The organism is Paenibacillus faecis (genome assembly GCF_008084145.1).
In the GTDB taxonomy this organism is placed as follows: Bacteria; Bacillota; Bacilli; order Paenibacillales; family Paenibacillaceae; genus Fontibacillus; species Fontibacillus faecis.
The window spans coordinates 129,793-150,223 of sequence record NZ_VSDO01000001.1 but is presented as its reverse complement, the minus strand read 5'-3'; the positions used below and the strand labels follow the sequence as shown (position 1 = coordinate 150,223).

Genomic DNA, 20,431 nt, shown 5'->3' with positions numbered 1-20,431 from the left:
ATTGCTTTATGCTGGCTTTTCTCCAAAAGATAGGGAAGTCCTTAATGCTGCCGGTCGCCACCTTACCTGCGGCGGCCATATTGCTTCGATTCGGGAGTATCGATTACATTAAAGACTTTCATATGGGGGGAGGGGTCGGAGGATTTCTTAACACTTATGTCGCCCCGTTCCTGGCAGCCGGCGGGGGAACGATTTTCGATAACCTGCCCTTAATCTTCGCGGTAGGGGTAGCGATAGGTTTGGCGGGAGACGCGGTTGCGGCTCTATCGGCCGTGATCGGGCAGTTGATTCTGCTGAATGTCCTGGAACGTGTTCCTGGTATTTTTCCGGAATTAATGAATTCCCCGGACACCAAACTGAATATGGGGGTGCTGGGCGGGATTCTCGTCGGCTGTATCTCGGCTTATCTTTACAAAAAGTATCATAATATCAAGCTGCCGGATTGGCTGGGCTTCTTTGGGGGGAAACGGTTTGTCCCTATGATAACGGCGCTGACCATGGTTGTGGTCGGACTGATATGCGGTCTCATCTGGGGGCCGATCCAAAGTGCGCTCGATGTGTTCGGCAATTGGGTGACAGGTCTTGGAGGGATCGGCTCGGCGGTCCATATTATCGCCAATCGCCTGCTTGTCCCCTTCGGCCTGCATCACATTATCAACTCGATTGTCTGGTTCCAGATCGGCGATTTTACGAACGCGGCCGGAGAAGTGGTCCATGGCGACCTGACCCGATTCTTTGCCGGAGATAAAACCGCCGGGATGTTTATGACCGGTTTCTTCCCCGTTATGATGTTCGGGCTTCCGGCCGCCGCTTTTGCCATGATCCATACGGCGAAGCCGGAAAGACGCAAAACCGTGGCCTCGATCTTTATCGGCACCGCCTTTGCTTCGTTCCTTACCGGGATTACGGAGCCGCTCGAATTCGCGTTTATGTTCGTAGCTCCCGTGTTGTATGGAGTACATGTGGTGCTTTCGGGTCTGGCCGCTTACGTAACCTACGCGCTTGGGATGAAGCTCGGTTTCGGGTTCTCGGCCGGTTTTATCGATTACGCCATCAACTATCAGCTTTCGACCAAGCCGCTGTTGTTGATTCCGGTAGGTTTGGTTTTTGCCATCCTGTACTATGTACTTTTCAGGTTCCTCATTGTTAAAATGGATCTGAAAACACCAGGTCGGGAGGATGAAATTTTGGAATCGGAAGCCAATCAAGATCGATCCGCAACTATCGGGGACAGCCGCGCCGCTAAAATTTTGACAGAGATCGGCGGGCCGTCCAATATTGAGTCCGTGGATGCGTGCATTACCCGTCTGCGGTTAGTGGTGAAGGACGATAAGGCCGTCAACGACGCCGCATTGAAACTGCTCGGCGCCTCCGGGGTCATGAGACTCGGCAAGGGAGCGGTCCAGGTAGTGTTCGGACCCCAGTCCGAAGCGATCAAAGACGAAATCAAAAAAATGCTTTAAACGTGCAAAAGGGGGAGTTCCGAATGTGAATTGGGAACTCCCCCGCAATCTTTCTCCTTGGAAAAAAACTTGACGATATGCTATAATGCATGCGACTATGACGATGCGTTACAAATTGCCAAGTTGTTTGCCGATGGAGGATAGGATTCGATGGACACTTCAGATGAGTTGAAACCGTTATATCGTATTATTTCCGATAAAATAAATCACGATATACGGGAAGGAAAATATTCGGATCATTTGCCTCCTCAAAATGAGCTTGCGATCATTTACGAGGTGGGCCGAAGCACCATAAGAGAATCTCTTCGTCACCTGGAAGAACAGGGGATTATTCAGGTCAGACACGGGGCCAGTACGAAAATACTGGTTTCGGGCCCCGCTTGCAAACTTAAGCCCGGACTTGAATCGTTCATCGGCGTATCGAAAGTGATCGAGGATTCAGGGTTTGTGCCTTCCACCTCGTATATGAATTTACGAAGAACACATGCTTCCAAGCTGTTTTTTCCGGATTTTTCCGGCATGTCGGTGATTGTATTGGAGCGCGTCAGAACCGCCGACGGCAAACCCGTCGTATTCTCGATTGATGTTTTTAAAGATGAGGGACTGGCGATAGATGAGCTGGAAACTTATCTGAAGAATGGCTCGCTATTGGAGTACTTAAAGGGAAAAGGTTTGTTGATCAGCTTTGCGGAAACAACCGTCCGGGCGATGGCGGCGGACCAAACGGTCAGTCAAAGGCTTGATATTCGCCTAGGCGAACCTGTTTTATTGTTGGAAGAGGTTTGCTACGACTCCAACGGAAATATTGCGATAACGTCAAATGATTACTATCATCCGCAGTCGGTTAATTTCAGAGTGATTCGCCGTGCCGAGAACATGAAGTAGAACCCCAATCTTTCAACGATTTGAAGCCAAAGCCGCGTGAGCGGCTTTTTTTGTTGCCAAAAAAATGTTGCAGAGAAAAGGAATCATGATATAATCAACTCATCTGAAGAGTTTAAGATTATAGATTCTTTAGACATCATATTTGTAATGTCGCTAAAAGAAAAAACCAGTGAGGGAGGGACAGCCGTGTAGATCGTTCAAGTCCTGGTGAAAGCGGTAACATTTTTTGGGCCATATTGAAAGGGGGATTCGTATGAGTGAACTTAAGAAGAATGCAATAAGTTGGCCGGGTGCCATCGCCATGTCGATTGCGATTATGGCTCCCGCTGCAGGAATGATGTTTGCCCCGCAGGTTGTCGCACAACGAGCCGGCGGTGCTGTGCCCCTCGCATTTATTGTTTCGTTAATCGGCTCTCTCTTTGTCGCTAATACAATCGTTCAATTTGCCAAAAGATTGCCCCATGCCGGCTCATTTTTCGCCTATAATTCGGCGGGACTCGGCAAAGTTGCCGGATTTGTCTCAGGTTGGCTGTTGTTCAGCGGATATTTTGTATTTTATCCCCAAAATTTGCTGGCCGCGGCATTTTTCACGTCTTCCGTATGCAAGTCGCTGCTCGGCATTGAGCTCAACTGGATTTTAGTCGCTCTACTGTTTGCTGGGATCATTTGGTGGTTATCGCTGCGGGGGATAAGCAACTCGATGAAAACGGATATGTTTTTCGTTGCCTTTGAGGTGTTGGTTCTCCTCCTCTTGGCGGTTTTCATTATTGTCAAAGGCGGGGCGGAAGGAAACACCTTGTCCGTATTTACGCCGCAGCATTCGCCGACAAGCTGGGGTGGCGTTTTCTTCGGAATGATCTTCGCCATGATGACCTTTATGGGGTTTGAATCGGCGGCTACCGTTGCCGAAGAAACGTCGAATCCGCGTAAAAATATTCCCAAGGCGATCTGGGGCTCGGTAATCGGGGTCGGCATTTTCTATATCTTTATGACTTATGCGATGGCCATCGGCTATGGCCCAAGCAAGGGGGCGGACTTTGCCGCAGCGACCATCCCGATGGAGGACCTGGCAAGCAGATACGTCGGCTCGGGCATGCGCTGGGCGGTCGATATAGCGGGAATTCTCAGCGCCTTTGCCGTAAGTTTGGCACTAAACAATGCGACGGTGCGAGTGATTTTTGCCATGGGACGCGACGGTGTTCTGCCGAAATTTTTCGGCAAAATCGATCCCAAACTCTCGGCCCCCAAAAATTCAATTCATACGGTATCCCTGTGTACGATCATCCTGGCTCTTACGATCGGCATTTTATTCGGCCCCTATCCAAATGGCTACGGCTTTCTGGGATCTTTTGGAACATTGCCTATTTTGCTCTTATATGTGATTGCTTCCATTTCGTTATACCGATTTATGAAAAGGCACGATCCCTTACATTTTAATTGGTGGATTCATGCCATCACACCGGGGATCGGCGGATTGTTCATGCTGCTGCCGATTTACGGAACTTTATTTCCACTGCCGACTTGGCCTTATAATCTGATTTTACTGCTAGTCGCAATTTACATTGCGGTCGGAGTGATTTGCGGCTTCTTGTTGAGAAAGAAGGGCGGAGACATGCTGGACCGCCTTGAGAAGATCATGAACCATGCGGGGGATGAACGACCTGATGAACTTGAAGGATTCAAAAAAAATGATACAAGAATCAACCCGGAAGCATGAAGTTTTGTATGGTGTGGTTGATATCGGAGGCACAAAAATAATAGCGGGAATTGCTTCCGACGACGCTCTTTTAGCGACGAAACGCATCTCTACGGATGCTTTGAAAGGCCCCGACGATATTACCAAGCGTATCGCCGCCACTCTTACCGAGCTTAAAGAGGAATTGAATCTGTCCGGCAGTACCTTGTCGGGAATCGGCGTCAGTGTGCCGGGGCCGCTAAACACGAAAGAAGGAATCGTGCATTTTACCGGAAATCTGAAGTGGGTCAACTATCCGGTGGCTGAGCGGCTCCGGGCGGAGTGCGGCGGAATTAGCGTGCACATCGACGACGACGGGAATTGCGCCGGCCTCGGTGAAGCCTGGTACGGTGCGGGCCGAGGTATGAAGCAAATGGTGTATATCACGGTAAGTACGGGGATCGGCGGAGCTGTGATTATAGACGGCCAAGTGTACCGCGGCCACCAGGATTTGGCGGGGGAAATCGGGCATATGACGATAATCCCTAACGGTCCTTTATGCTCCTGCGGAAATTATGGTTGTTTGGAGGCGATAGCTTCGGGCACCGCGATCGGGCTGCAAGGTAAACAACTGCTTTTGCAAGGGAAATCGGATATCGTCGCGAGTTTGTCCAACGGCCGGATGGATGAGGTGTCGGCAGAGACCGTTTTTTTAGCGGCCGAACAAGGGGATTCGGCATGTCAGACCATTATCCGGAATGCAGGAACATATCTGGGGATTGCAGCAGCCAATTTGGCGCATGTGCTAAACCCTGAAGCCATCATTTTCGGAGGGGGGGTGATGCAGCAGAGCGCCGTGCTGTTTCCGATTATTGCCTCCGAAATGAACAGACATTTATTTAAGATTCAGCAGGACCGAATTCAGGTAAAAGCTGCGGAGCTGGGAGATAAGAGCGGGTTATGGGGAGCGAAACGACTCATTGCGAGTTTAACTAAAAAAATATAATGGAGGAAAAACAAGATGAACATAATTCAAACCTATGGCGAATTCTTGATGGAGCACTTGAAGGAGGCGGTTCTTAACCAGCAGGAAAATATCCTGCAAGCGGCGCAAATCGTGAAAAAGTCGATACTGGCCGGAGGACGATTTTACGTTTTCGGCAGCGGACATTCTCATATGATTGCGGAAGAACTGTATAACAGAGCGGGCGGTTTGGCATTAATTAAAGCGATTCTGGAACCCAGTTTGATGCTCCATGAAGAGCCCAATAAGAGCACTTATCTGGAACGCCTTGAAGGATATGCCGAGGTGCTGCTCAAGCTGAAAGAAGTCGGAAACCAGGATACGGTTATGATCGTCTCCAATTCCGGCCGGAACCCTGTCGTCGTGGAAATGGCCATCAAAGCGCGCGAAATGGGGGCGGCCGTTATTGCCATGACCAGCATGTCGCATTCTTCGCAAGTCACTTCGCGCCATCAAAGCGGCAAGAAATTGTATGAATTAGCCGATGTCATTTTGGACAACGGCGCCGAAAAGGGCGACGCCGCATTCCGCGTGAACGGGTTGGAAACGCCTACGGGGCCGACATCCAGCTTTGCCGGCATCGCATTGGCGCAAACCCTGTTGGTGACGATTTTAAATGAATTGGTGGAAGCGGGGTTCGAGCCGCCCGTTTTTAAGAGCAGCAATTTAGATGGTGCCGACCAATACAACGATCAATTGTTTAAAACCTACGTAAAGTGAGGCCGGGTTAAGTGAAAACTGCGATTATACTTGCTGCTGGAAAGGGCTCCAAGCTATGGCCCTACAATGAATATTGGCCGAAAGCCGCTTTGCCGGTTGCCGGCCAGTCTGTTCTCTCGCGAATGATCGGTCATCTGAAGAGTCTGTCTATGGAACGCATTATCGTTGCGGCGGACTATCTCGACAAGCGTTTGAAATCGCTGTGCCACGGAATCGAAGGTGTAGAAGTAGTGTCGGTGTCGGCTCCGCAAGGGACGGCGGACACGTTGGAACGGTTGCTGCCGATGGTTACTGACGAAAAGGTGCTGATTGTTTACGGGGATATCGTTACGACGCAAGCGGCAATGCAAAAGTTTATTCGTCAATCGTCCGATTCCGGAAGCGATGCGGATCTTCTGGTTAAACCGCTGGATCAGGAGCGGACGCAAGATTGGTTCTGCGCCAACGTCAGCGACAAGGAGGTGCTGCAGATTTATGGACATCCGCGTCCGCACTACGTAAATCATCGGTTATTGGGTGTTTATGCAGCCAGAACGGCGGCTCTGCAATCCGCACTAACTCAAAATCCCGGGTTTATGACCCATGTGAATGTCGGTATGATGCCGCCGATGGAAGCGGCGCTTGAGCAGTCGTTACAGATCATGATCGAAGCCGGTTGTCGCGTAACCGCGCATTGCGCAGAAACCGCCGTGATCGATATAGATAAACCGTGGCATTTATTGCAGGCCGCTCATCTTGTATTGGACCACGAAATTAAAACTCTCATGGAGAGCAGCATCCCGGATTCCGCCGTCATTCATCCGTCTGCCGAGATCAAAGGACAGGTTATCCTGGGCGAAGGGGTGATTGTTGGCAGGAACGTGCAAATTAAAGGAAATGCCGTCATCGGTAAGGGAACGATTATCGAGAATGGAGCGATTATAGGCGCCAATTCGGTAATCGGCGCCGACTGCGTTATTACGGACTACTGTAAAATCGGGGATTTCAGCGTTATCGGCAACCGGAATCGTATCGGTCATTGCGCCGAATTTGAAGGAATCACGTTTGATAATGTGAGCTTTACTCACTATGGGGAAGTTTTCGGCGTTGTCGGCACTTCCACCGATATCGCGGCCGGGGTTACGATCGGCGTACTGCGTTTTGACGATTTGCCGCAAATGCAGAAGGTGCAAGGCAGAACGGAGTTTCCGGAAAAGTTCGGAAATGCCGTTTATTTTGGCGACTATACAAGGACAGGTATCGCGTCGCTATATATGCCCGGTGTCAAAATCGGTTCCAACAGCGTGATCGGACCGGCTGTGCTGGTGGAGCAGGATGTTCCGTCGCGCACCTTGCTTCACCTGGATCAACAACAGCTCGTAAAAAAAGCATGGGGCCCTCATCGTTATGGCTGGTAACACCCCCAGGATGGATCTTTGCCTTTTGTGAGAATCACGCTTATGGCGGTGATCGGGATTAAACTGAAGACAGGTCATGTGCGACCTGCAGCGATAACTGGTCAGCGGAAGGTCCGGCGGAAGCGACCGGCAGAATGTTAAATCAAAAAGCGCGGATCGCCAAGGAAACAGGTTGGCGTCCGCGCTTTTAGTATGGCTTTTTAGCTGTATCCCAGCTCTCGTTTGGCCTGATCGGTGCCCCGGGTTTGCCGACGCCCCCTTTCATTTTGAGCAGGCCCAAAAGGGACGTGGGCTAGAAAGTGGCATGCAGGACGAAAAAGGCAATCGGAACGACTATTGTGATATTAATCACTTGAACGAAGCTGTTTTTATGAACCCGGACGATTTTCTATTTATATAATTTCAATATATGAAAAATTCATAATAGAAAAACAGACCTAAACGTATCCAGCAACTTCGATTTTAACAGTTCCTATCCACGTACCTTGAAAACTTACATCTACAGTAATAACAGCGCAGCTTCCCCGGTTGTACAAATTTTACACTTCAGTTATATTGGTCATAAGAAACAGGGGTGAGGGCTATGGCATTTATGATTGCACAGCGGGCTTACTTGAAATTATTTTTGATCACGAAAGTGGAGCAGCGCAGGGGATACGGTTATCAAATGCTGGAGGAACTAAAAGAAGAGTTCAAACCGTTTGGCTATGTGCCGCCGCAGAGTGAAATTTACCGGGCCCTTCACGAATTGGTGCAGGAGGGGATTCTTTACCGGACCAAGCATTTGAAAGGCAATGATCCCAGCGTCGATTTTCAGGAAATCGTGCTGTACCATTTTACCGATGACGGGGCGGAAAAAGCCAAGCTTTACAAAAAGCAGGTCAAAACGGATCTCGACCGCTGTATCGGTATGCTTAATAAAGCGGTAGCGGATAATTTTAATTAATATAGTAGATTCCGATAAGATTACTGTTGAATTATGCCGTAACATCCGTTAGTATTTAGTTCATACTTAAAAATTGCATAATGTGGGAAGAGGTGCTTCAGCCGCGGTTGAAGCTTAAAAGGGAAGACCGGTGAAATGCCGGCGCGGTCCCGCCACTGTAACGGAGGAGCCGCCATGCGTGAAATGGCCACTGGTGTCGGAAAGACACTGGGAAGGCTGCATGGTCGGCGCTAAACTCCGAAGCCAGGAGACCTGCCTCTTTCGGCAACACTGCTGTACCTACGGGAGATAGGGAGGTGTTAAAGATTCGAACCATCGGACAACTATACGAAGGTCTTCTTTAGCATAGCCTAGAGAAGGCCTTTTTTATTTTACCGCGTTAACGCATTTACTATCATTTATCGAGAGACTAGTTGAGGAGGCTTTATATTATGAGTAGAATTACGAGCGGAAATTTGGGTTTCCCCAGAATCGGCAAGCAGCGGGAATGGAAAAAAGCGATCGAGGCGTACTGGAGCGGAAAGCTAGAGGAGGCGGAGCTTCACCGGCAGTTGGCCGAAATCCGCAGCGAGCATTGGAAGTTGCAAAAGAATAAAGGGATTGATTGGATCCCGGTCGGTGACTTTTCCTATTATGATCAGGTATTGGACACTGCCGTGATGTTTGGGCTCGTCCCCGAACGTTTCGAATACGACGGAGGACCGGTTCCGCTCGAGACCTACTATGCGGTGGCCAGAGGCAGCAAAACCGCCGCGGCCAGCGAGATGACCAAATGGTTTAATACGAACTACCATTATATCGTCCCCGAGCTCGGGAACAGGGAACCTGAGCTTACGGCCAATCTTCCGCTGCAGGCCTATCGTGAAGCCAAAGAGAAGTTGGGGATCGACGGCAAGCCGGTCGTTCTCGGATTGTACTCTTTCCTGAAGCTGTCCAAAGGGGCGTCCGGCAACCTGCGGGAATGGAGCCAAAAATTGTTGCCGTTGTATGTCCGCGTTTTGCGCGAGCTGGAGCAGGAAGGAGCCGCGTGGATCCAAGTCGACGAACCGGGGCTTGTAACCTTCGTATCGGATGAGGACCTGGCGCTGCTTCAGGATATCTATCGGACGATTTCGGCGGAGGTACCGCAAGCGCGGATTCTGCTGCAAACCTATTTTGACGCCGTTGAACGCTACGAGGAAATCGTCGCTCTCCCGGTGCGCGGGATTGGGCTGGATTTCGTGCATGGCCGGGAAGGGAACCTGCAGGCTCTGCGGCAGCATGGTTTTCCGGGCGGCAAGACGCTGGCGGCGGGAGTGGTGGACGGCCGCAACATTTGGCGGTCCGATCTGCCGGCCGTGCAGGCTTTTATCGACGAGATCGCCGGGCTGCTGGCGGACGATTCCGACCTGATCATACAGCCTTCCTGCAGTCTCTTGCATGTACCGGTATCGGCACAAGGAGAAGACGGTTTGCCTGGGGTGCTTAAGGATGCCATGGCCTTTGCGGAAGAGAAGCTGGAGGAAATCGCGGCTTTACGCCAAGCGCTGCATGGCGAAAACCCGGCCTTGCTGGCCGAAAGCCGCCAGGCCCTGGAACGCTTGAACGCGGACCCTTCGCGCAGCCGCAAGAACGTCCAGGAGGCGGTGAACCGTATCGCGCAGCAGCCGGCCGAACGGCTCAGCCCGTTTGAAATTCGCCACACGGAGCAGCAGCGCGTATGGAACCTGCCGCTTCTGCCGACCACGACGATCGGGAGCTTTCCGCAAACCGCCGAAGTGCGCGCGGCCCGCCAAAAGTGGCGCAAAGGCGAATGGACGACCGAGCGGTATGACGAATTCATCCGGGAGGAGATCCGGACCTGGATCGGGATTCAAGAGGACATCGGCCTGGACGTACTGGTTCACGGAGAGTTTGAGCGGACGGATATGGTTGAGTTTTTCGGGGAAAAACTGCCGGGGTTTGCGTTTACCAAGGGAGGTTGGGTCCAATCCTACGGTACCCGCTGCGTGAAGCCCCCGCTCATTTACGGCGACGTGGAGTTCGACCGTCCGATGACGGTCAAGGAGACCGCATTCGCCCAGTCATTGACCTCGAAACCGGTCAAAGGCATGCTGACGGGGCCAGTCACGGTATTGAATTGGTCGTTTGTCCGCAGCGACTTACCGCGTGAGACGGTAGCTTATCAGATCGCCCTGGCGCTTCGCAAAGAAGTGGAGGCTTTGGAAGAGGCCGGGATTACGATGATCCAGGTCGATGAACCCGCGCTCCGGGAGGGATTCCCGCTGAAGCCGGCCGACCGTGGGGCCTATATCGACTGGGCGGTAAAAGCGTTCAAAATCACGACATCTTCAGTTCGGGATACTACGCAAATTCATACGCACATGTGTTATTGCGAGTTCCACGACATGATCGATGCGATTCGGGATCTGGATGCCGACGTGATCTCCATCGAGACGTCACGCAGTCACGGAGAGCTGATTCAGAGCTTCGAAGAGAATACTTATCCGCTCGGCATCGGGCTTGGAGTGTATGATATCCACAGTCCGCGGGTGCCTTCCGAAGAGGAAATGATGGCGATGGTCCGCCGGGCGCTGCAAGTGCTTGATCCGAAGCTGTTCTGGATCAATCCGGATTGCGGGCTGAAAACCCGCGGAAGGGAAGAAACCGTAGCGGCGCTGAAAAATATGGTTTCGGCCGCCAAGCGCAGCCGGGAAGCGATCGGTTCGTCCATCCCCGTTAATTAAGTTATGACAAACAACATTTGACATAGTGGATATTGCTCTGTTACTATACTAAATATAGTACAAGAATATTAGTTAGTTTAAATATTTTTTTGGAGGGAAACCATTATGTCACATGTTTTGTTTGTTAAAGCCAATAACCGCCCGGCCGAACAGTCGGCAACGGTCAAGTTGTATGAAAGCTTCCTGAAAACGTACCGTGAGACGCATCCCGATGATCTGATTACCGAACTGAACTTGTTCGAAGCCGAACTTCCATACTACGACAACGATATGTTGAACGGATTGTTCAAGCTGGGCAAGGGAATGCCGGTTACTCCGGAAGAACAGAAAGCGGCCGATTTGGCAAACACATACCTGGATCAGTTCTTGAACGCCGAAAAAGTCGTTTTCGCTTTCCCGTTGTGGAACTTCACGATTCCGGCTCAACTGCTGACCTACCTGTTCTATTTGAATCAAGCGGGCAAAACGTTTAAATATACGGAGCAAGGACCTGTCGGTCTGGTAGGAGACAAGAAAGTTGCCCTCCTGCAGGCGCGCGGCGGCGTTTATTCCGAAGGTCCGGCAGCGGCGGCGGAAATGTCCATGAAGTACATGCTGACCACGCTGGGCTTCTGGGGCATTCAAAACCCGGAAACCGTAATTGTGGAAGGGCACAACCAATTCCCCGATCGCGCGGAGTCCATTATCCAGGACGGTGTGAAACGTGCGGCTGAGCTGGCTGCCAAATTCTAATTTAACATTGAAAAGGGCCTATCCGCTCGAGATGTGATCTCGGCGGATAGGCCTTTTTTTCATTTTGACGAGACAATGCGATCATATGTTTGGTATAATCCACTTTACAATCATGGATAAGCTTGGAGGAATTCGTTTTATGTTGCAGAAAACCCATAGTCTTGCCGGTCTGCTTGCCGCCGAAGGTGTGCTGGCCTATTATCATCAGCCGTTGTTTAGCTGGGAAGGCGCGGCGGCGCTGACGATCGGCTGCCTTGCCGGACCGTTGGCGGATATCGACAAGAAAGGATCGACGATGGCCAAGCTGCTGCTGCCTTTGTCCTGGATTCTCCAATTGGCTAAGGTTAAGCACAGAACGTTGACGCACTCGCTTCTGTTCATTTTGGCGCTTGGCAGTCTTTTGTCCGCTTTACCAGCGTTCTTCTTCTGGACTTTTATTCTTGCTTACGCTTCCCACACCCTGATCGATATGTTCAACGATCAAGGTGTTGCGCTGCTTTGGCCCTGGAACCGGAAATTTCGGCTTGTTCCCAAATTCCTGGCGATCGAGACCGGGTCTTTCACCGAAGGCGTCTTCCGTTTGCTGCTCGGGGCAGCGGTTGTGATCTATCCGGTTCTCAACTACGCTTCCGTCCTATAAGCAGGATCAGATCGACGGTTACGGTGAGACGGTCCAGCTTGGCGGCCTTGCGGCGAGCTTCGGAATCGGCCCCCCAGGACAGCGGGGTCATGGCGATCAGATGCTCGAGCAAAGGCGGTTGAACCTCACGTCGATACGTCAAGCGGGAGGACTCCTCCAGCCGGAAGAGGTTTTGCAGCCGATGCCGGGTTTCGGCCTCTAGGCTGGATTCTTTGCGGCTGCCCGGATGAAGAAGTTCCCGCAGTTCCCGAAGATAGTCGGGACCGGGAATCACCTTGACCAGCAGGCCACCCTGGGTAAGGACCCGGTGAAACTCCCCGTAATTGGATGGGGAGAGGATGTTGAGAACGCCGTCGAAGCTGCGGTCGGAGAGCGGGCTTTCCGCCAAGTTGGCCACGAACCAGGTAAGTCCGCTATGCCGCTTGGCGGCAAGCGCGATGCCTTCTTTGGAAATGTCCAGCCCGACTCCTGTCACCTGTTGGTCGCTTAAGGCGGAAATTTGCTCGGCGATGGCCGCCAAATGCGAACCTTCCCCGCACCCGGCGTCAAGAAGTGAAAGGCCCCTGCGTTGGTTCGGCAGAGTTTCCAGCAGCATCGCGGAGATGCGACCGGTTAACGGGGCGAACCATCCGCTTCGGCTAACCTCCGCCCGCGAGGTAAACAAGGCGTTCCCGTATTTGGTTTCTATAGGTTTTCGTAAAAAGTTTACATAGCCGTATTTGGATATATCAAAGGTATGTTTTTGTTGACAGATCAAGCTCTTTCCGCCGGCGACATGAAGCGGCTCCCGGCAAACCGGGCAGCGGAGAAGCGAAACTTGGCCGGAGAGCCGTCCTGCGGCTAACTCCTGCTTTTGCGATGGACTCACGTATATGCACCCCATTCATTCGTTTAATTGAACGAAAAAGGCACAGTCAAATAAACCGGGCATAATTTACAAAAATACCCAGCTTGTTCGATCTGCACCTTTTATCGACGATAACGAATGAATTGAATGATCATGGCGAATCTCCGTTCTATAATATTGATGGCATATTAGCCCCATCTATTATAACACTAGTGCTCCGTCTGACAAATCTTAATGTCCGGCAAAAATAACTTCTTGGCAAGCTCTCCCAAGTTGACTATGATGAAAAAAGGGCTTTTTACACTAAGGAAAGTTATGGGATCGTGTCATGAATTGAAACCATCCGACATGATTTTCGTAACATAACATAGCTTAACGAAAGGGAAGGGGAGTATTGATGGAAAACAACATGAGTGTCAAAATGTTCGAGAAGTTGCCTGACGGCGAGATTCAGCAAATCGACGAGCGCGTTTGGACTCCGGTTATGATTACCGCATTGGAGCATGCGAACTATATAGTGGTTGGCGGCAGGGAATTTGAAGCTGTCGAGGGACGGCTGAACGTCGATGAAGGAAAACTGGAGCTCCTGCTGGTGCCAGTCCGAAACGAGTAGGCTTTGGGAAAGGAGGAATTCGTTTTGGCAGAAGATAAAAAAAAGGTAGCGGAAGCCGCCGAATCCAAACTGTTGACGCCGGACGGTAAACCGCTTCGCGTCTTGTCGACTTCGCTGGGAATCGCGCTGCTGGCGAACGCTTTTCTTGTCCCCGCGGGTACCGCCGAGGCGACCGGGGCAGCGAGCGGCGACGAACCCAAGCTTGTGGCTTGGTCGACCGAAGAGGTCAAGGCGTACTTTGACAAGAACGTCGACTGGAATCTTCCGATTCCGTTCGAGGAGGAAGAGCGCAAGGAGGCTCCGGCAGGCTCCGGAGACAGCAGCACAGGTTCCGGCGGAACGACGGTCATTAACAATTACGGAGGGTATGGAACCGGCTTCGGCTGGGACGATATGCTCCTTTACCACCTGTTGTTTAACAGCGGTTCCAACTACTCATCGAGCGGTTGGCACAAGAATCATGGCGGGTACTACGCGGGTACGTCCACCCCGTATAAACCCCGTTCCTATTCCAGCGGCGCTTTCCAGAACAAACCTGTAGCCGGTTCGGTGGTCCCTCCGAAAACATCGACTTCAACGAAGGGTTCGATCGTACGGCGTTCGACATCTTCAAGTCCGGGCGGAATCGGCGGTAAATCCAGCGGCCTTGGATCATCTTCCAGTTCGAAATCCAGCAGCAAAAGCTCCATATCGGGATCCTCCAGCAGATCGAGTTCGGGCAAAGGATTTTTTGGCGGATGACCGACAGAGTATTCGAAGTAACGGGCGAGCCGGATCCCGATCGGGCCGGGCGGGTAAAACAGCTTTACGAGCTCGGGTTTACCTGGGCGGATTTGGAGGACGAAGCTTACTGGATCGACCAGATCGTTTGGATGAGGCAACCCGTTTATGAAGAATTGATGCATGCTTCCCGCATGCTGTGGATGATCCTTGATAAAGCGGTCCGATATGTGCACCGCAGACCGGATCTTTACGGACTGCTCGGCATTCCGCCTTTGCTGTGGGAAATGCTCGACGGCGAGCTTTTGGCCGAACCCGGGTTAATCAGCAGGTACGCAAGGTTCGATTTTGCCGTGGCTCACGACGGGAGTATCAAGCTGCTGGAGCTGAATGCGGATACGCCGACCGGCTATGTGGAGGCTTCGATCGCCACCCCTTGGATTTTGAGCCAGGCGGGGGCTTCCTCACCGAATGAGGTGATGAAAGATCTGGTGGCGGCGGCATGGGCCGTCGAGGAACCGGAAAGTGCGGCGTGCGTCGCTTATGGCAGTCATTTGGAGGACTCGGGAACGATCGAGGCTTTGGTTCGGCACAGCGGGCGAACGATGACTTGCGAGGATTGCTTGGAATTATGGTTCGATAACGGCTATTTGAAAAATAAGGACGGAAAAGTGATAAACCGTCTGTTCGCATTGTATCCCAAAGAATGGATGGCGGTGGACGATGCGGGGGAAGCGATGGCCTATGCGATCGAATCCGGCCGTCTGACCTTGTTCAACCCGCCTCACAGCCTGCTGCTCCAATCCAAGGGGCTGCTTGCCGCGGTCTGGGGTCTTTACGAGCTCGGGCTGCTGTTTGATGAGGAAGAGCGCCAAGCCATCGAAGCATATATGCTGCCGACATACAACAAGCCGGTATTCTCCGGAAACTTCGTATCCAAATCGATGTTCGGGCGGGAGGGCGGCTCCGTCCGCATGTTTGACGAGACCGGACATCTGGAGATTGAGGATGAAGAAGGGTTTGACAGCAGCGTGTTGTTCCCTTCGGTTTATCAGAAGCGGGCGGAGCTCGCCAAAATCGAAACGGCTGAAGGAGAGCTGCATTTGTTGACCGGTGTGTTTGTGATCAACGGCACCCCTTGCGGTTTGCTGGGCCGTGCGGGCGGTCCGATTACGGGCAATGCCAGTCATTTTATTGCGATAGGAGTGAAATAAATGAGGTTCAAGCGTTTGCTGGGATGGGTTCTGACCGGATGCATGTTCCTGGTTCTGCTCAGCGCCTGCGGAGGGCAATCCAGCGTTTTCCATACGGATTCGGGGGCCGAGTCCACACTGACTTCTGTTCGGGTTCCTTGGGATTACAGAATTCAGGAAGGGACCGTTGGAGATTTAGTGGGCAGCGATATGACGGTACTCCCCGACAACGAACTGCTGCCGAACGACAATAACTACGGGACAGGGGACAAAGTTTGGGTCCTGCAGTTTATGGACGCCGAGCTGACGACGGATGAGAACCAGAAGAATGAAGTCCGTTTGTCCGCCTGGAATACGATCAAGTCTTATCCCGATAAGGCGGCCGCCGATAAAGACCTCGCGGAACTCAAAGTATCCGTCACGACGAATGTGAATCTGGTCGGCGTTTACAAGACCGAGTATCAAGGGAAAACCAGAAATTTCGCCGTCTTGGAACTCCCTTCCGGAAACCGGATCAAGCAGCCGATTGACGACGCCAGATACAAAGCTTTGGAAAAAGCAAAAACAGCCTCGGTGATTCTGGAGGAAGTTCACGATTTTGCCGATTATGATTCGGCTTTTGCGAAATTTAGGGGGTGGGCAAAGTGATGACGATTGTTATTAATATTCTCGTAAGCGTTGCGGTAATCATCGGGCTGCAATTGCTTGGCATGCTGATTTTCAGCTGGATGACGCCTTATAAAGATATGGAAGAGCTGAAGAAGGGGAATAAAGCGGCCGCACTGGCGATGGGCGGCAAGTTTATGGGCACGGCGATCGTTTTGGGGATCGCCGCTTATACGAATACGTCCATTTGGTTCATGATCCTTTGGTTTGCCGTAGGATACGTTTGTCTGATCGCAGCCTACTGGATTTTTGAACTGGTCACCCCGGGCTTTAAAATATCCGAGCAATTACAGCAAGGTAATGTGGCCGTAGGAATTTTTCTCTGCCTGGTGTTTATCGGAACCGCATTTGCCGTCAGCAGCCTTATCATCTGACGGAAACATTCGGGGAGGGGCATGGACGTGCACTTTTTTCTTCGAATAACTACGAAGCTGATGCGCATGCCAAAGACAACCATCGGTATGGTCATCCTGGGCTTCGTTCTGTTTAGCGCTACCGTCGCTTATCTGTTGGAGCCCGGTACATTTGGAACCTGGTTTAACGCGGCCTATTGGGTCTTAACGACCATGGCGACGGTGGGATACGGCGATTATTTTGCGAAAACCGTGGCGGGAAAAGTATTTACGATCTTTTTGTATATCTTCGGTATTGGACTGCTCAGTCTGGTCATCGGCAGAACCATCGATTCCATGGGCAGTATCCAACGGCAGAGAGGAGCCGGGACTTTGAGCTATCGGGGCAGCCATCATATTATTCTGATTAATTGGAACAAAAAGGCGCAAGCGGCGGTAGAGGAAATCATGAGCTACACGCCTGCCGGCCAAATCGTCATCATCGACGAAAGCAGCCGACATCCTCTGGAGCATCTGCATCAGGTTCATTTTATCAGTGGTGATCCCTCGTCCGACGAGATTCTGGCAAAGGCTAACCTTTCGGAAGCCAGGGCGGCGATTATTTTTGCGGATTCGCGGATTGAGGAAGCGTCGTTGATCGACGGAAAGTCCTTGCTGGTGGCTTCCAGCATCGAGCGCATTGCCCCTCATGTACATACCACAGTAGAAATCACGCAGGAGAAAAATATTCAAAATTTTAGACATGTTCAAATCAACGAATTCGTACTATCGCACGATGCGATTTCCCGGTTAGCGGTAAGGTCGGCCCTGCAGGAAGGCAATCCCGAGGTAATTCGGCAGCTGCTTAGCCGCCAGCATGGCGCCGATATTTATGAAGTTCCGGGAAACACGAAGTGGAAAACATACCGGGACGCCTTCATGGACCTCCTGAGCCAGGGTGCGACCTTGTTGGCGGACCGCAACGACTTGGCGATCAACCGCAAGCTGGATGAGCCGATTCCACCGGAGGCGAGGCTGTATATCGTCGCGGATGAGGCGACGTTTCGCCGGATTTCAGGCGTATAACACGATTCAATAATACACAGCGTTCTCTATAGCCCCCCGGCAAAAAAGCCGGGGGGATTTTGCTGGGTGAAATATATCAAGCAAATTGGGTAAAAGTACAGGGAACCAAATGTATTTGCGTCAAAATACCGAATACAATTATACTCACTCTATATGCTTAAGGAGATGTACCCCTATGGAACAAGTGGATTACGAAATGATGTTTAAACTCTGTATGGCCTTGTTGTTCGGCCTTTTTATCGGGATTGACCGCCAGCTTAAACAAAAACCGCTCGGGATCAAGACTTGCATGGTCATTTGTATCGCAAGCTGTCTCGTTACGATCGTCTCGATCGAAGCGTTTGAAAAATTCGCCGGACCGGATCATCCCAATATGGACCCGATGCGGCTCGCCGCACAAGTCGTAAGCGGGATCGGTTTCCTCGGGGCGGGCGCCATTCTGCGCAGAAGCAACGAGGGGATTTCGGGATTGACTTCGGCCGCCATGATCTGGGCGGCTTCCGGCATCGGAATCGCCATCGGTACGGGCTTTTATTGGGAGGCGGCGCTTGCCGTCGTTTTATTGATGCTGTCCGTCAACTTCATCCCTTCGCTGATCAAGTGGATCGGTCCTTACAAGCTGAATCAGCGGGATGTTTCCATTAAAGTCATCATGGAAGACCATGGCGATGTGGCGGAACTGATCCGGATCATCGGAGGGAAAGATCAGGAGACGGAGAGCAGACGAAAACGGAACCAGCACCGGATTCGCCGCCTTAAAATCAAGGATCTTGAGGAAGGACGCCAACGCGTCGATATGGTCATCACCGCTTCCGAAAAAGAATATACCACCGAGCTGTATCACTTTATCCGGCACATCGATCATGTGGTCAGCGTGGAAGTGGAAAATCTCTAGCATTTTAGAAATCCCAGTTTATTTATAGTTTAAAAAGCGTTGCTATTCTTTTTCCTGAGCTTGACGGCGGTGAAGGCTCCGAACAGGAAAGGGGAAGGAACATGCAAACGGAAGCTATCAAAAAAGGATCTTTTTATCGGTTAATGCGCGAAACCAAGCCTTCGGTCGGCTTGATGATCTTGGCTATATTCCTGAGCGTCGTTTCGACGCTGGTAGGTTTGGTCATTCCGATGTTTACGAAAAATTTGGTGGACGGCTTTTCGCTCGCCGCCTTGGACAGGAACCAGATTTTGGCGCTGGCCGGTGCGTTCGCCGCTCAGACGGTCGCGTCCGGTACGGGAATCTTCCTGCTGAACTATATCGGCCAGAAGATGGTGGCTTCGCTGAGGGACCGTCTGTGGAAGAAGCTGCTGCGTTTACCGGTGGCGTACTTCGACAACAACCGGACGGGCGAGTCGGTCAGCCGGATGACGAACGATACCGGTGTGATCAAGACGCTGATTTCGGAACATGTCGCCAGTTTTTTCAGCGGCATCATCTCCGTGATCGGATCGATCGCGGTTCTGCTGTACTTGAACTGGAAGATGACGCTGATCATGTTTATCGTGATTCCGCTCGCGGCGCTGGTGCTGTATCCGCTGGGCCGGAAAATGTACAAGATTTCACTGGGGATGCAGGACGAGACGGCTACTTTTACAGCCACCTTAAGTCAGGTCATCTCGGAAATCCGCCTCGTGAAATCGTCCAACGCGGAAGAACGGGAGTATGACACGGGCAGAAAAGGCATATTGAACCTGCTGAAATTCGGGGTTCAGGAAGGGCTTGTCATGGCCTGGATCAGCCCGCTCATGTCCGTGGTGTTAATGATGCTGCTCGTGGTCGTGATCGGGTACGGCGGGATGCAGGTTTCTTCCGGGGCGCTGACGGCGGGCGAATTGGTCGCGTTTATTCTATATCTCATTCAGATCGTTATGCCGATGACGCAGCTGTCGACCTTTTTCACGCAATTGCAAAAGGCCAAAGGGGCGACCGAGCGGATTATCGAAACGTTGGATGCCGACGAAGAATCGTTCCATTCGGGCAAACCCGTGAGCACCACCCAGCTCCCGGTCCAGGTTGACCGTCTTACTTTCGGATACAAGCCGGATGAGCCGGTGCTGAAAGAAGTGAGCTTCCGCATGGATCCGGGAACCGTGACCGCGGTTGTAGGGCCCAGCGGCAGCGGAAAAACGACGCTCTTCTCCATGCTCGAGCGTTTTTATCTCCCGCAGGCGGGGGAGATTCGGCTGGGGGATGAGCCGATCGGCGCCTTCTCGCTTAAATCATGGCGCGGGGTCATCGGATATGTGTCCCAGGACAGCCCGATGATCGCCGGAACGATCCGGGAAAATCTCTGCTATGGCGTGGAGCGGGAGGTCAGCGACCATGAGCTGGCGGAGGCGGCCAAGATGGCGTATGCCGACGGGTTTATCGCGGAGCTGCCGCAGGGGTACGATACGGATGTGGGCGAGCGGGGCGTGAAATTGTCCGGCGGACAACGGCAACGGCTCGCGATCGCCCGGGCGCTGCTCAGGGATCCGAAAATCCTCATGCTCGACGAGGCGACCTCCAGTCTGGACAGCCGTTCGGAGCATGTAGTTCAGCAGGCCCTCAACAACTTGATGGCAGGCCGAACGACCATTGTCATTGCGCACAGACTTTCCACGGTGGTGAGAGCGAATCAGATCATTTTTATCGACAAAGGCAGAGTAACCGGCAGCGGCAAGCATGAAGAACTGCTGAAAAGCCACGAAATGTACCGGGAGTTTGCCGCTCAGCAGTTGCAAATTGCCGAAGAACGGGAAGTTGATTATGAAACCGGAGAATGAGGC

At 52.0% G+C, this 20,431-nt stretch carries 19 protein-coding genes and 1 riboswitch; of the genes, 18 read left to right on the top strand and 1 reads right to left on the bottom strand.

The genetic code is table 11. From position 1 onward, the window contains the following. The first annotated feature begins 8 nt into the window (after nucleotides 1–8). The 10 genes from nagE to FRY98_RS00630 all read left to right on the top strand — a co-directional run bounded on the left by nagE (nucleotide 9) and on the right by FRY98_RS00630 (nucleotide 12,208). On the top strand, nucleotides 9–1,463 hold the full coding sequence (gene nagE, locus FRY98_RS00675) for an N-acetylglucosamine-specific PTS transporter subunit IIBC (RefSeq protein WP_148449724.1): 1,455 nt from the start codon (nucleotides 9–11) through the stop codon (nucleotides 1,461–1,463). Between the two features lie 150 nt (nucleotides 1,464–1,613). Continuing rightward, nucleotides 1,614–2,348 carry a GntR family transcriptional regulator gene (locus tag FRY98_RS00670; protein ID WP_148449723.1) on the top strand — a complete coding sequence of 245 codons (735 nt, stop codon included), beginning with the start codon at nucleotides 1,614–1,616 and terminating at the stop codon, nucleotides 2,346–2,348. Nucleotides 2,349–2,601: 253 nt separating this feature from the next. Continuing rightward, entirely contained in the window at nucleotides 2,602–4,065 is a 1,464-nt protein-coding gene (locus FRY98_RS00665) for an APC family permease (protein ID WP_148449722.1), read from the top strand. Then, entirely contained in the window at nucleotides 4,037–5,029 is a 993-nt protein-coding gene (locus FRY98_RS00660; RefSeq protein ID WP_170286991.1) for an ROK family protein, read from the top strand. The genes FRY98_RS00665 and FRY98_RS00660 overlap by 29 nt, the downstream gene beginning before the upstream one ends. 15 nt (nucleotides 5,030–5,044) lie before the next feature. Continuing rightward, nucleotides 5,045–5,767: an SIS domain-containing protein gene (locus FRY98_RS00655; RefSeq protein WP_148449720.1), complete on the top strand. Its 723-nt coding sequence runs from the start codon at nucleotides 5,045–5,047 to the stop codon at nucleotides 5,765–5,767. A gap of 11 nt (nucleotides 5,768–5,778) precedes the next feature. After that, a complete protein-coding gene (locus FRY98_RS00650; RefSeq protein WP_148449719.1) occupies nucleotides 5,779–7,164 on the top strand; it encodes an NTP transferase domain-containing protein in 1,386 nt (461 codons plus the stop codon). 583 nt (nucleotides 7,165–7,747) lie between these two features. Continuing rightward, the gene (locus FRY98_RS00645) at nucleotides 7,748–8,110 is read left to right on the top strand and encodes a replication termination protein (protein ID WP_148449718.1); all 363 of its coding nucleotides are present in this window, start codon (nucleotides 7,748–7,750) and stop codon (nucleotides 8,108–8,110) included. A gap of 73 nt (nucleotides 8,111–8,183) precedes the next feature. Then, nucleotides 8,184–8,384, top strand: a riboswitch (cobalamin riboswitch). A gap of 157 nt (nucleotides 8,385–8,541) precedes the next feature. Beyond that, the gene (metE, locus tag FRY98_RS00640; RefSeq protein ID WP_148449717.1) at nucleotides 8,542–10,836 is read left to right on the top strand and encodes a 5-methyltetrahydropteroyltriglutamate--homocysteine S-methyltransferase; all 2,295 of its coding nucleotides are present in this window, start codon (nucleotides 8,542–8,544) and stop codon (nucleotides 10,834–10,836) included. Nucleotides 10,837–10,941: 105 nt separating this feature from the next. After that, nucleotides 10,942–11,568 carry an FMN-dependent NADH-azoreductase gene (locus tag FRY98_RS00635; RefSeq protein ID WP_148449716.1) on the top strand — a complete coding sequence of 209 codons (627 nt, stop codon included), beginning with the start codon at nucleotides 10,942–10,944 and terminating at the stop codon, nucleotides 11,566–11,568. 139 nt (nucleotides 11,569–11,707) lie between these two features. Next, nucleotides 11,708–12,208, top strand: a complete 501-nt coding sequence (locus FRY98_RS00630; protein ID WP_148449715.1) for a metal-dependent hydrolase — start codon at nucleotides 11,708–11,710, stop codon at nucleotides 12,206–12,208. Here FRY98_RS00630 and FRY98_RS00625 read toward each other — a convergent pair. Further along, nucleotides 12,186–13,076, bottom strand: coding sequence for a putative RNA methyltransferase (locus tag FRY98_RS00625; protein ID WP_170286990.1), 891 nt, complete (start codon nucleotides 13,074–13,076; stop codon nucleotides 12,186–12,188). The two genes, FRY98_RS00630 and FRY98_RS00625, sit on opposite strands and share 23 nt — an antisense overlap. A 376-nt stretch (nucleotides 13,077–13,452) precedes the next feature. Between FRY98_RS00625 and FRY98_RS00620 the strand changes: the two genes are divergently transcribed. The 8 genes from FRY98_RS00620 to FRY98_RS00585 all read left to right on the top strand — a co-directional run bounded on the left by FRY98_RS00620 (nucleotide 13,453) and on the right by FRY98_RS00585 (nucleotide 20,428). After that, nucleotides 13,453–13,668, top strand: a complete 216-nt coding sequence (locus FRY98_RS00620) for a hypothetical protein (RefSeq protein WP_148449713.1) — start codon at nucleotides 13,453–13,455, stop codon at nucleotides 13,666–13,668. 24 nt (nucleotides 13,669–13,692) lie between these two features. After that, nucleotides 13,693–14,409: a hypothetical protein gene (locus FRY98_RS00615; protein ID WP_148449712.1), complete on the top strand. Its 717-nt coding sequence runs from the start codon at nucleotides 13,693–13,695 to the stop codon at nucleotides 14,407–14,409. Next, nucleotides 14,406–15,602, top strand: a complete 1,197-nt coding sequence (locus tag FRY98_RS00610; protein WP_148449711.1) for a glutathionylspermidine synthase family protein — start codon at nucleotides 14,406–14,408, stop codon at nucleotides 15,600–15,602. The genes FRY98_RS00615 and FRY98_RS00610 overlap by 4 nt, the downstream gene beginning before the upstream one ends. Beyond that, nucleotides 15,603–16,229 (top strand): hypothetical protein, encoded by a 627-nt coding sequence (locus tag FRY98_RS00605; protein ID WP_148449710.1) that lies wholly within the window; start codon nucleotides 15,603–15,605, stop codon nucleotides 16,227–16,229. Next, a complete protein-coding gene (locus FRY98_RS00600; RefSeq protein ID WP_148449709.1) occupies nucleotides 16,229–16,621 on the top strand; it encodes a DUF350 domain-containing protein in 393 nt (130 codons plus the stop codon). Before FRY98_RS00605 ends, FRY98_RS00600 begins: the two co-directional genes overlap by 1 nt. A 27-nt stretch (nucleotides 16,622–16,648) precedes the next feature. Then, a complete protein-coding gene (locus FRY98_RS00595; RefSeq protein WP_148449708.1) occupies nucleotides 16,649–17,665 on the top strand; it encodes a potassium channel family protein in 1,017 nt (338 codons plus the stop codon). 175 nt (nucleotides 17,666–17,840) lie between these two features. Beyond that, the gene (locus FRY98_RS00590; protein ID WP_211373238.1) at nucleotides 17,841–18,560 is read left to right on the top strand and encodes an MgtC/SapB family protein; all 720 of its coding nucleotides are present in this window, start codon (nucleotides 17,841–17,843) and stop codon (nucleotides 18,558–18,560) included. Between the two features lie 101 nt (nucleotides 18,561–18,661). Beyond that, a complete protein-coding gene (locus FRY98_RS00585) occupies nucleotides 18,662–20,428 on the top strand; it encodes an ABC transporter ATP-binding protein (RefSeq protein WP_148449707.1) in 1,767 nt (588 codons plus the stop codon). Nucleotides 20,429–20,431 lie beyond the last annotated feature (3 nt).

Excerpts from the sequence above, each read along its gene's own strand:
- nagE (WP_148449724.1), top strand. The coding sequence starts at position 9 with ATGCTGGCTTTTCTCCAAAAGATAGGGAAGTCCTTAATGCTGCCGGTC.
- FRY98_RS00670 (WP_148449723.1), top strand. The coding sequence starts at position 1,614 with ATGGACACTTCAGATGAGTTGAAACCGTTATATCGTATTATTTCCGAT.
- FRY98_RS00665 (WP_148449722.1), top strand. The coding sequence starts at position 2,602 with ATGAGTGAACTTAAGAAGAATGCAATAAGTTGGCCGGGTGCCATCGCC.
- FRY98_RS00660 (WP_170286991.1), top strand. The coding sequence starts at position 4,037 with ATGATACAAGAATCAACCCGGAAGCATGAAGTTTTGTATGGTGTGGTT.
- FRY98_RS00655 (WP_148449720.1), top strand. The coding sequence starts at position 5,045 with ATGAACATAATTCAAACCTATGGCGAATTCTTGATGGAGCACTTGAAG.
- FRY98_RS00645 (WP_148449718.1), top strand. The coding sequence starts at position 7,748 with ATGGCATTTATGATTGCACAGCGGGCTTACTTGAAATTATTTTTGATC.
- metE (WP_148449717.1), top strand. The coding sequence starts at position 8,542 with ATGAGTAGAATTACGAGCGGAAATTTGGGTTTCCCCAGAATCGGCAAG.
- FRY98_RS00635 (WP_148449716.1), top strand. The coding sequence starts at position 10,942 with ATGTCACATGTTTTGTTTGTTAAAGCCAATAACCGCCCGGCCGAACAG.
- FRY98_RS00630 (WP_148449715.1), top strand. The coding sequence starts at position 11,708 with ATGTTGCAGAAAACCCATAGTCTTGCCGGTCTGCTTGCCGCCGAAGGT.
- FRY98_RS00620 (WP_148449713.1), top strand. The coding sequence starts at position 13,453 with ATGGAAAACAACATGAGTGTCAAAATGTTCGAGAAGTTGCCTGACGGC.
- FRY98_RS00610 (WP_148449711.1), top strand. The coding sequence starts at position 14,406 with ATGACCGACAGAGTATTCGAAGTAACGGGCGAGCCGGATCCCGATCGG.
- FRY98_RS00605 (WP_148449710.1), top strand. The coding sequence starts at position 15,603 with ATGAGGTTCAAGCGTTTGCTGGGATGGGTTCTGACCGGATGCATGTTC.
- FRY98_RS00600 (WP_148449709.1), top strand. The coding sequence starts at position 16,229 with ATGACGATTGTTATTAATATTCTCGTAAGCGTTGCGGTAATCATCGGG.
- FRY98_RS00590 (WP_211373238.1), top strand. The coding sequence starts at position 17,841 with ATGGAACAAGTGGATTACGAAATGATGTTTAAACTCTGTATGGCCTTG.
- FRY98_RS00585 (WP_148449707.1), top strand. The coding sequence starts at position 18,662 with ATGCAAACGGAAGCTATCAAAAAAGGATCTTTTTATCGGTTAATGCGC.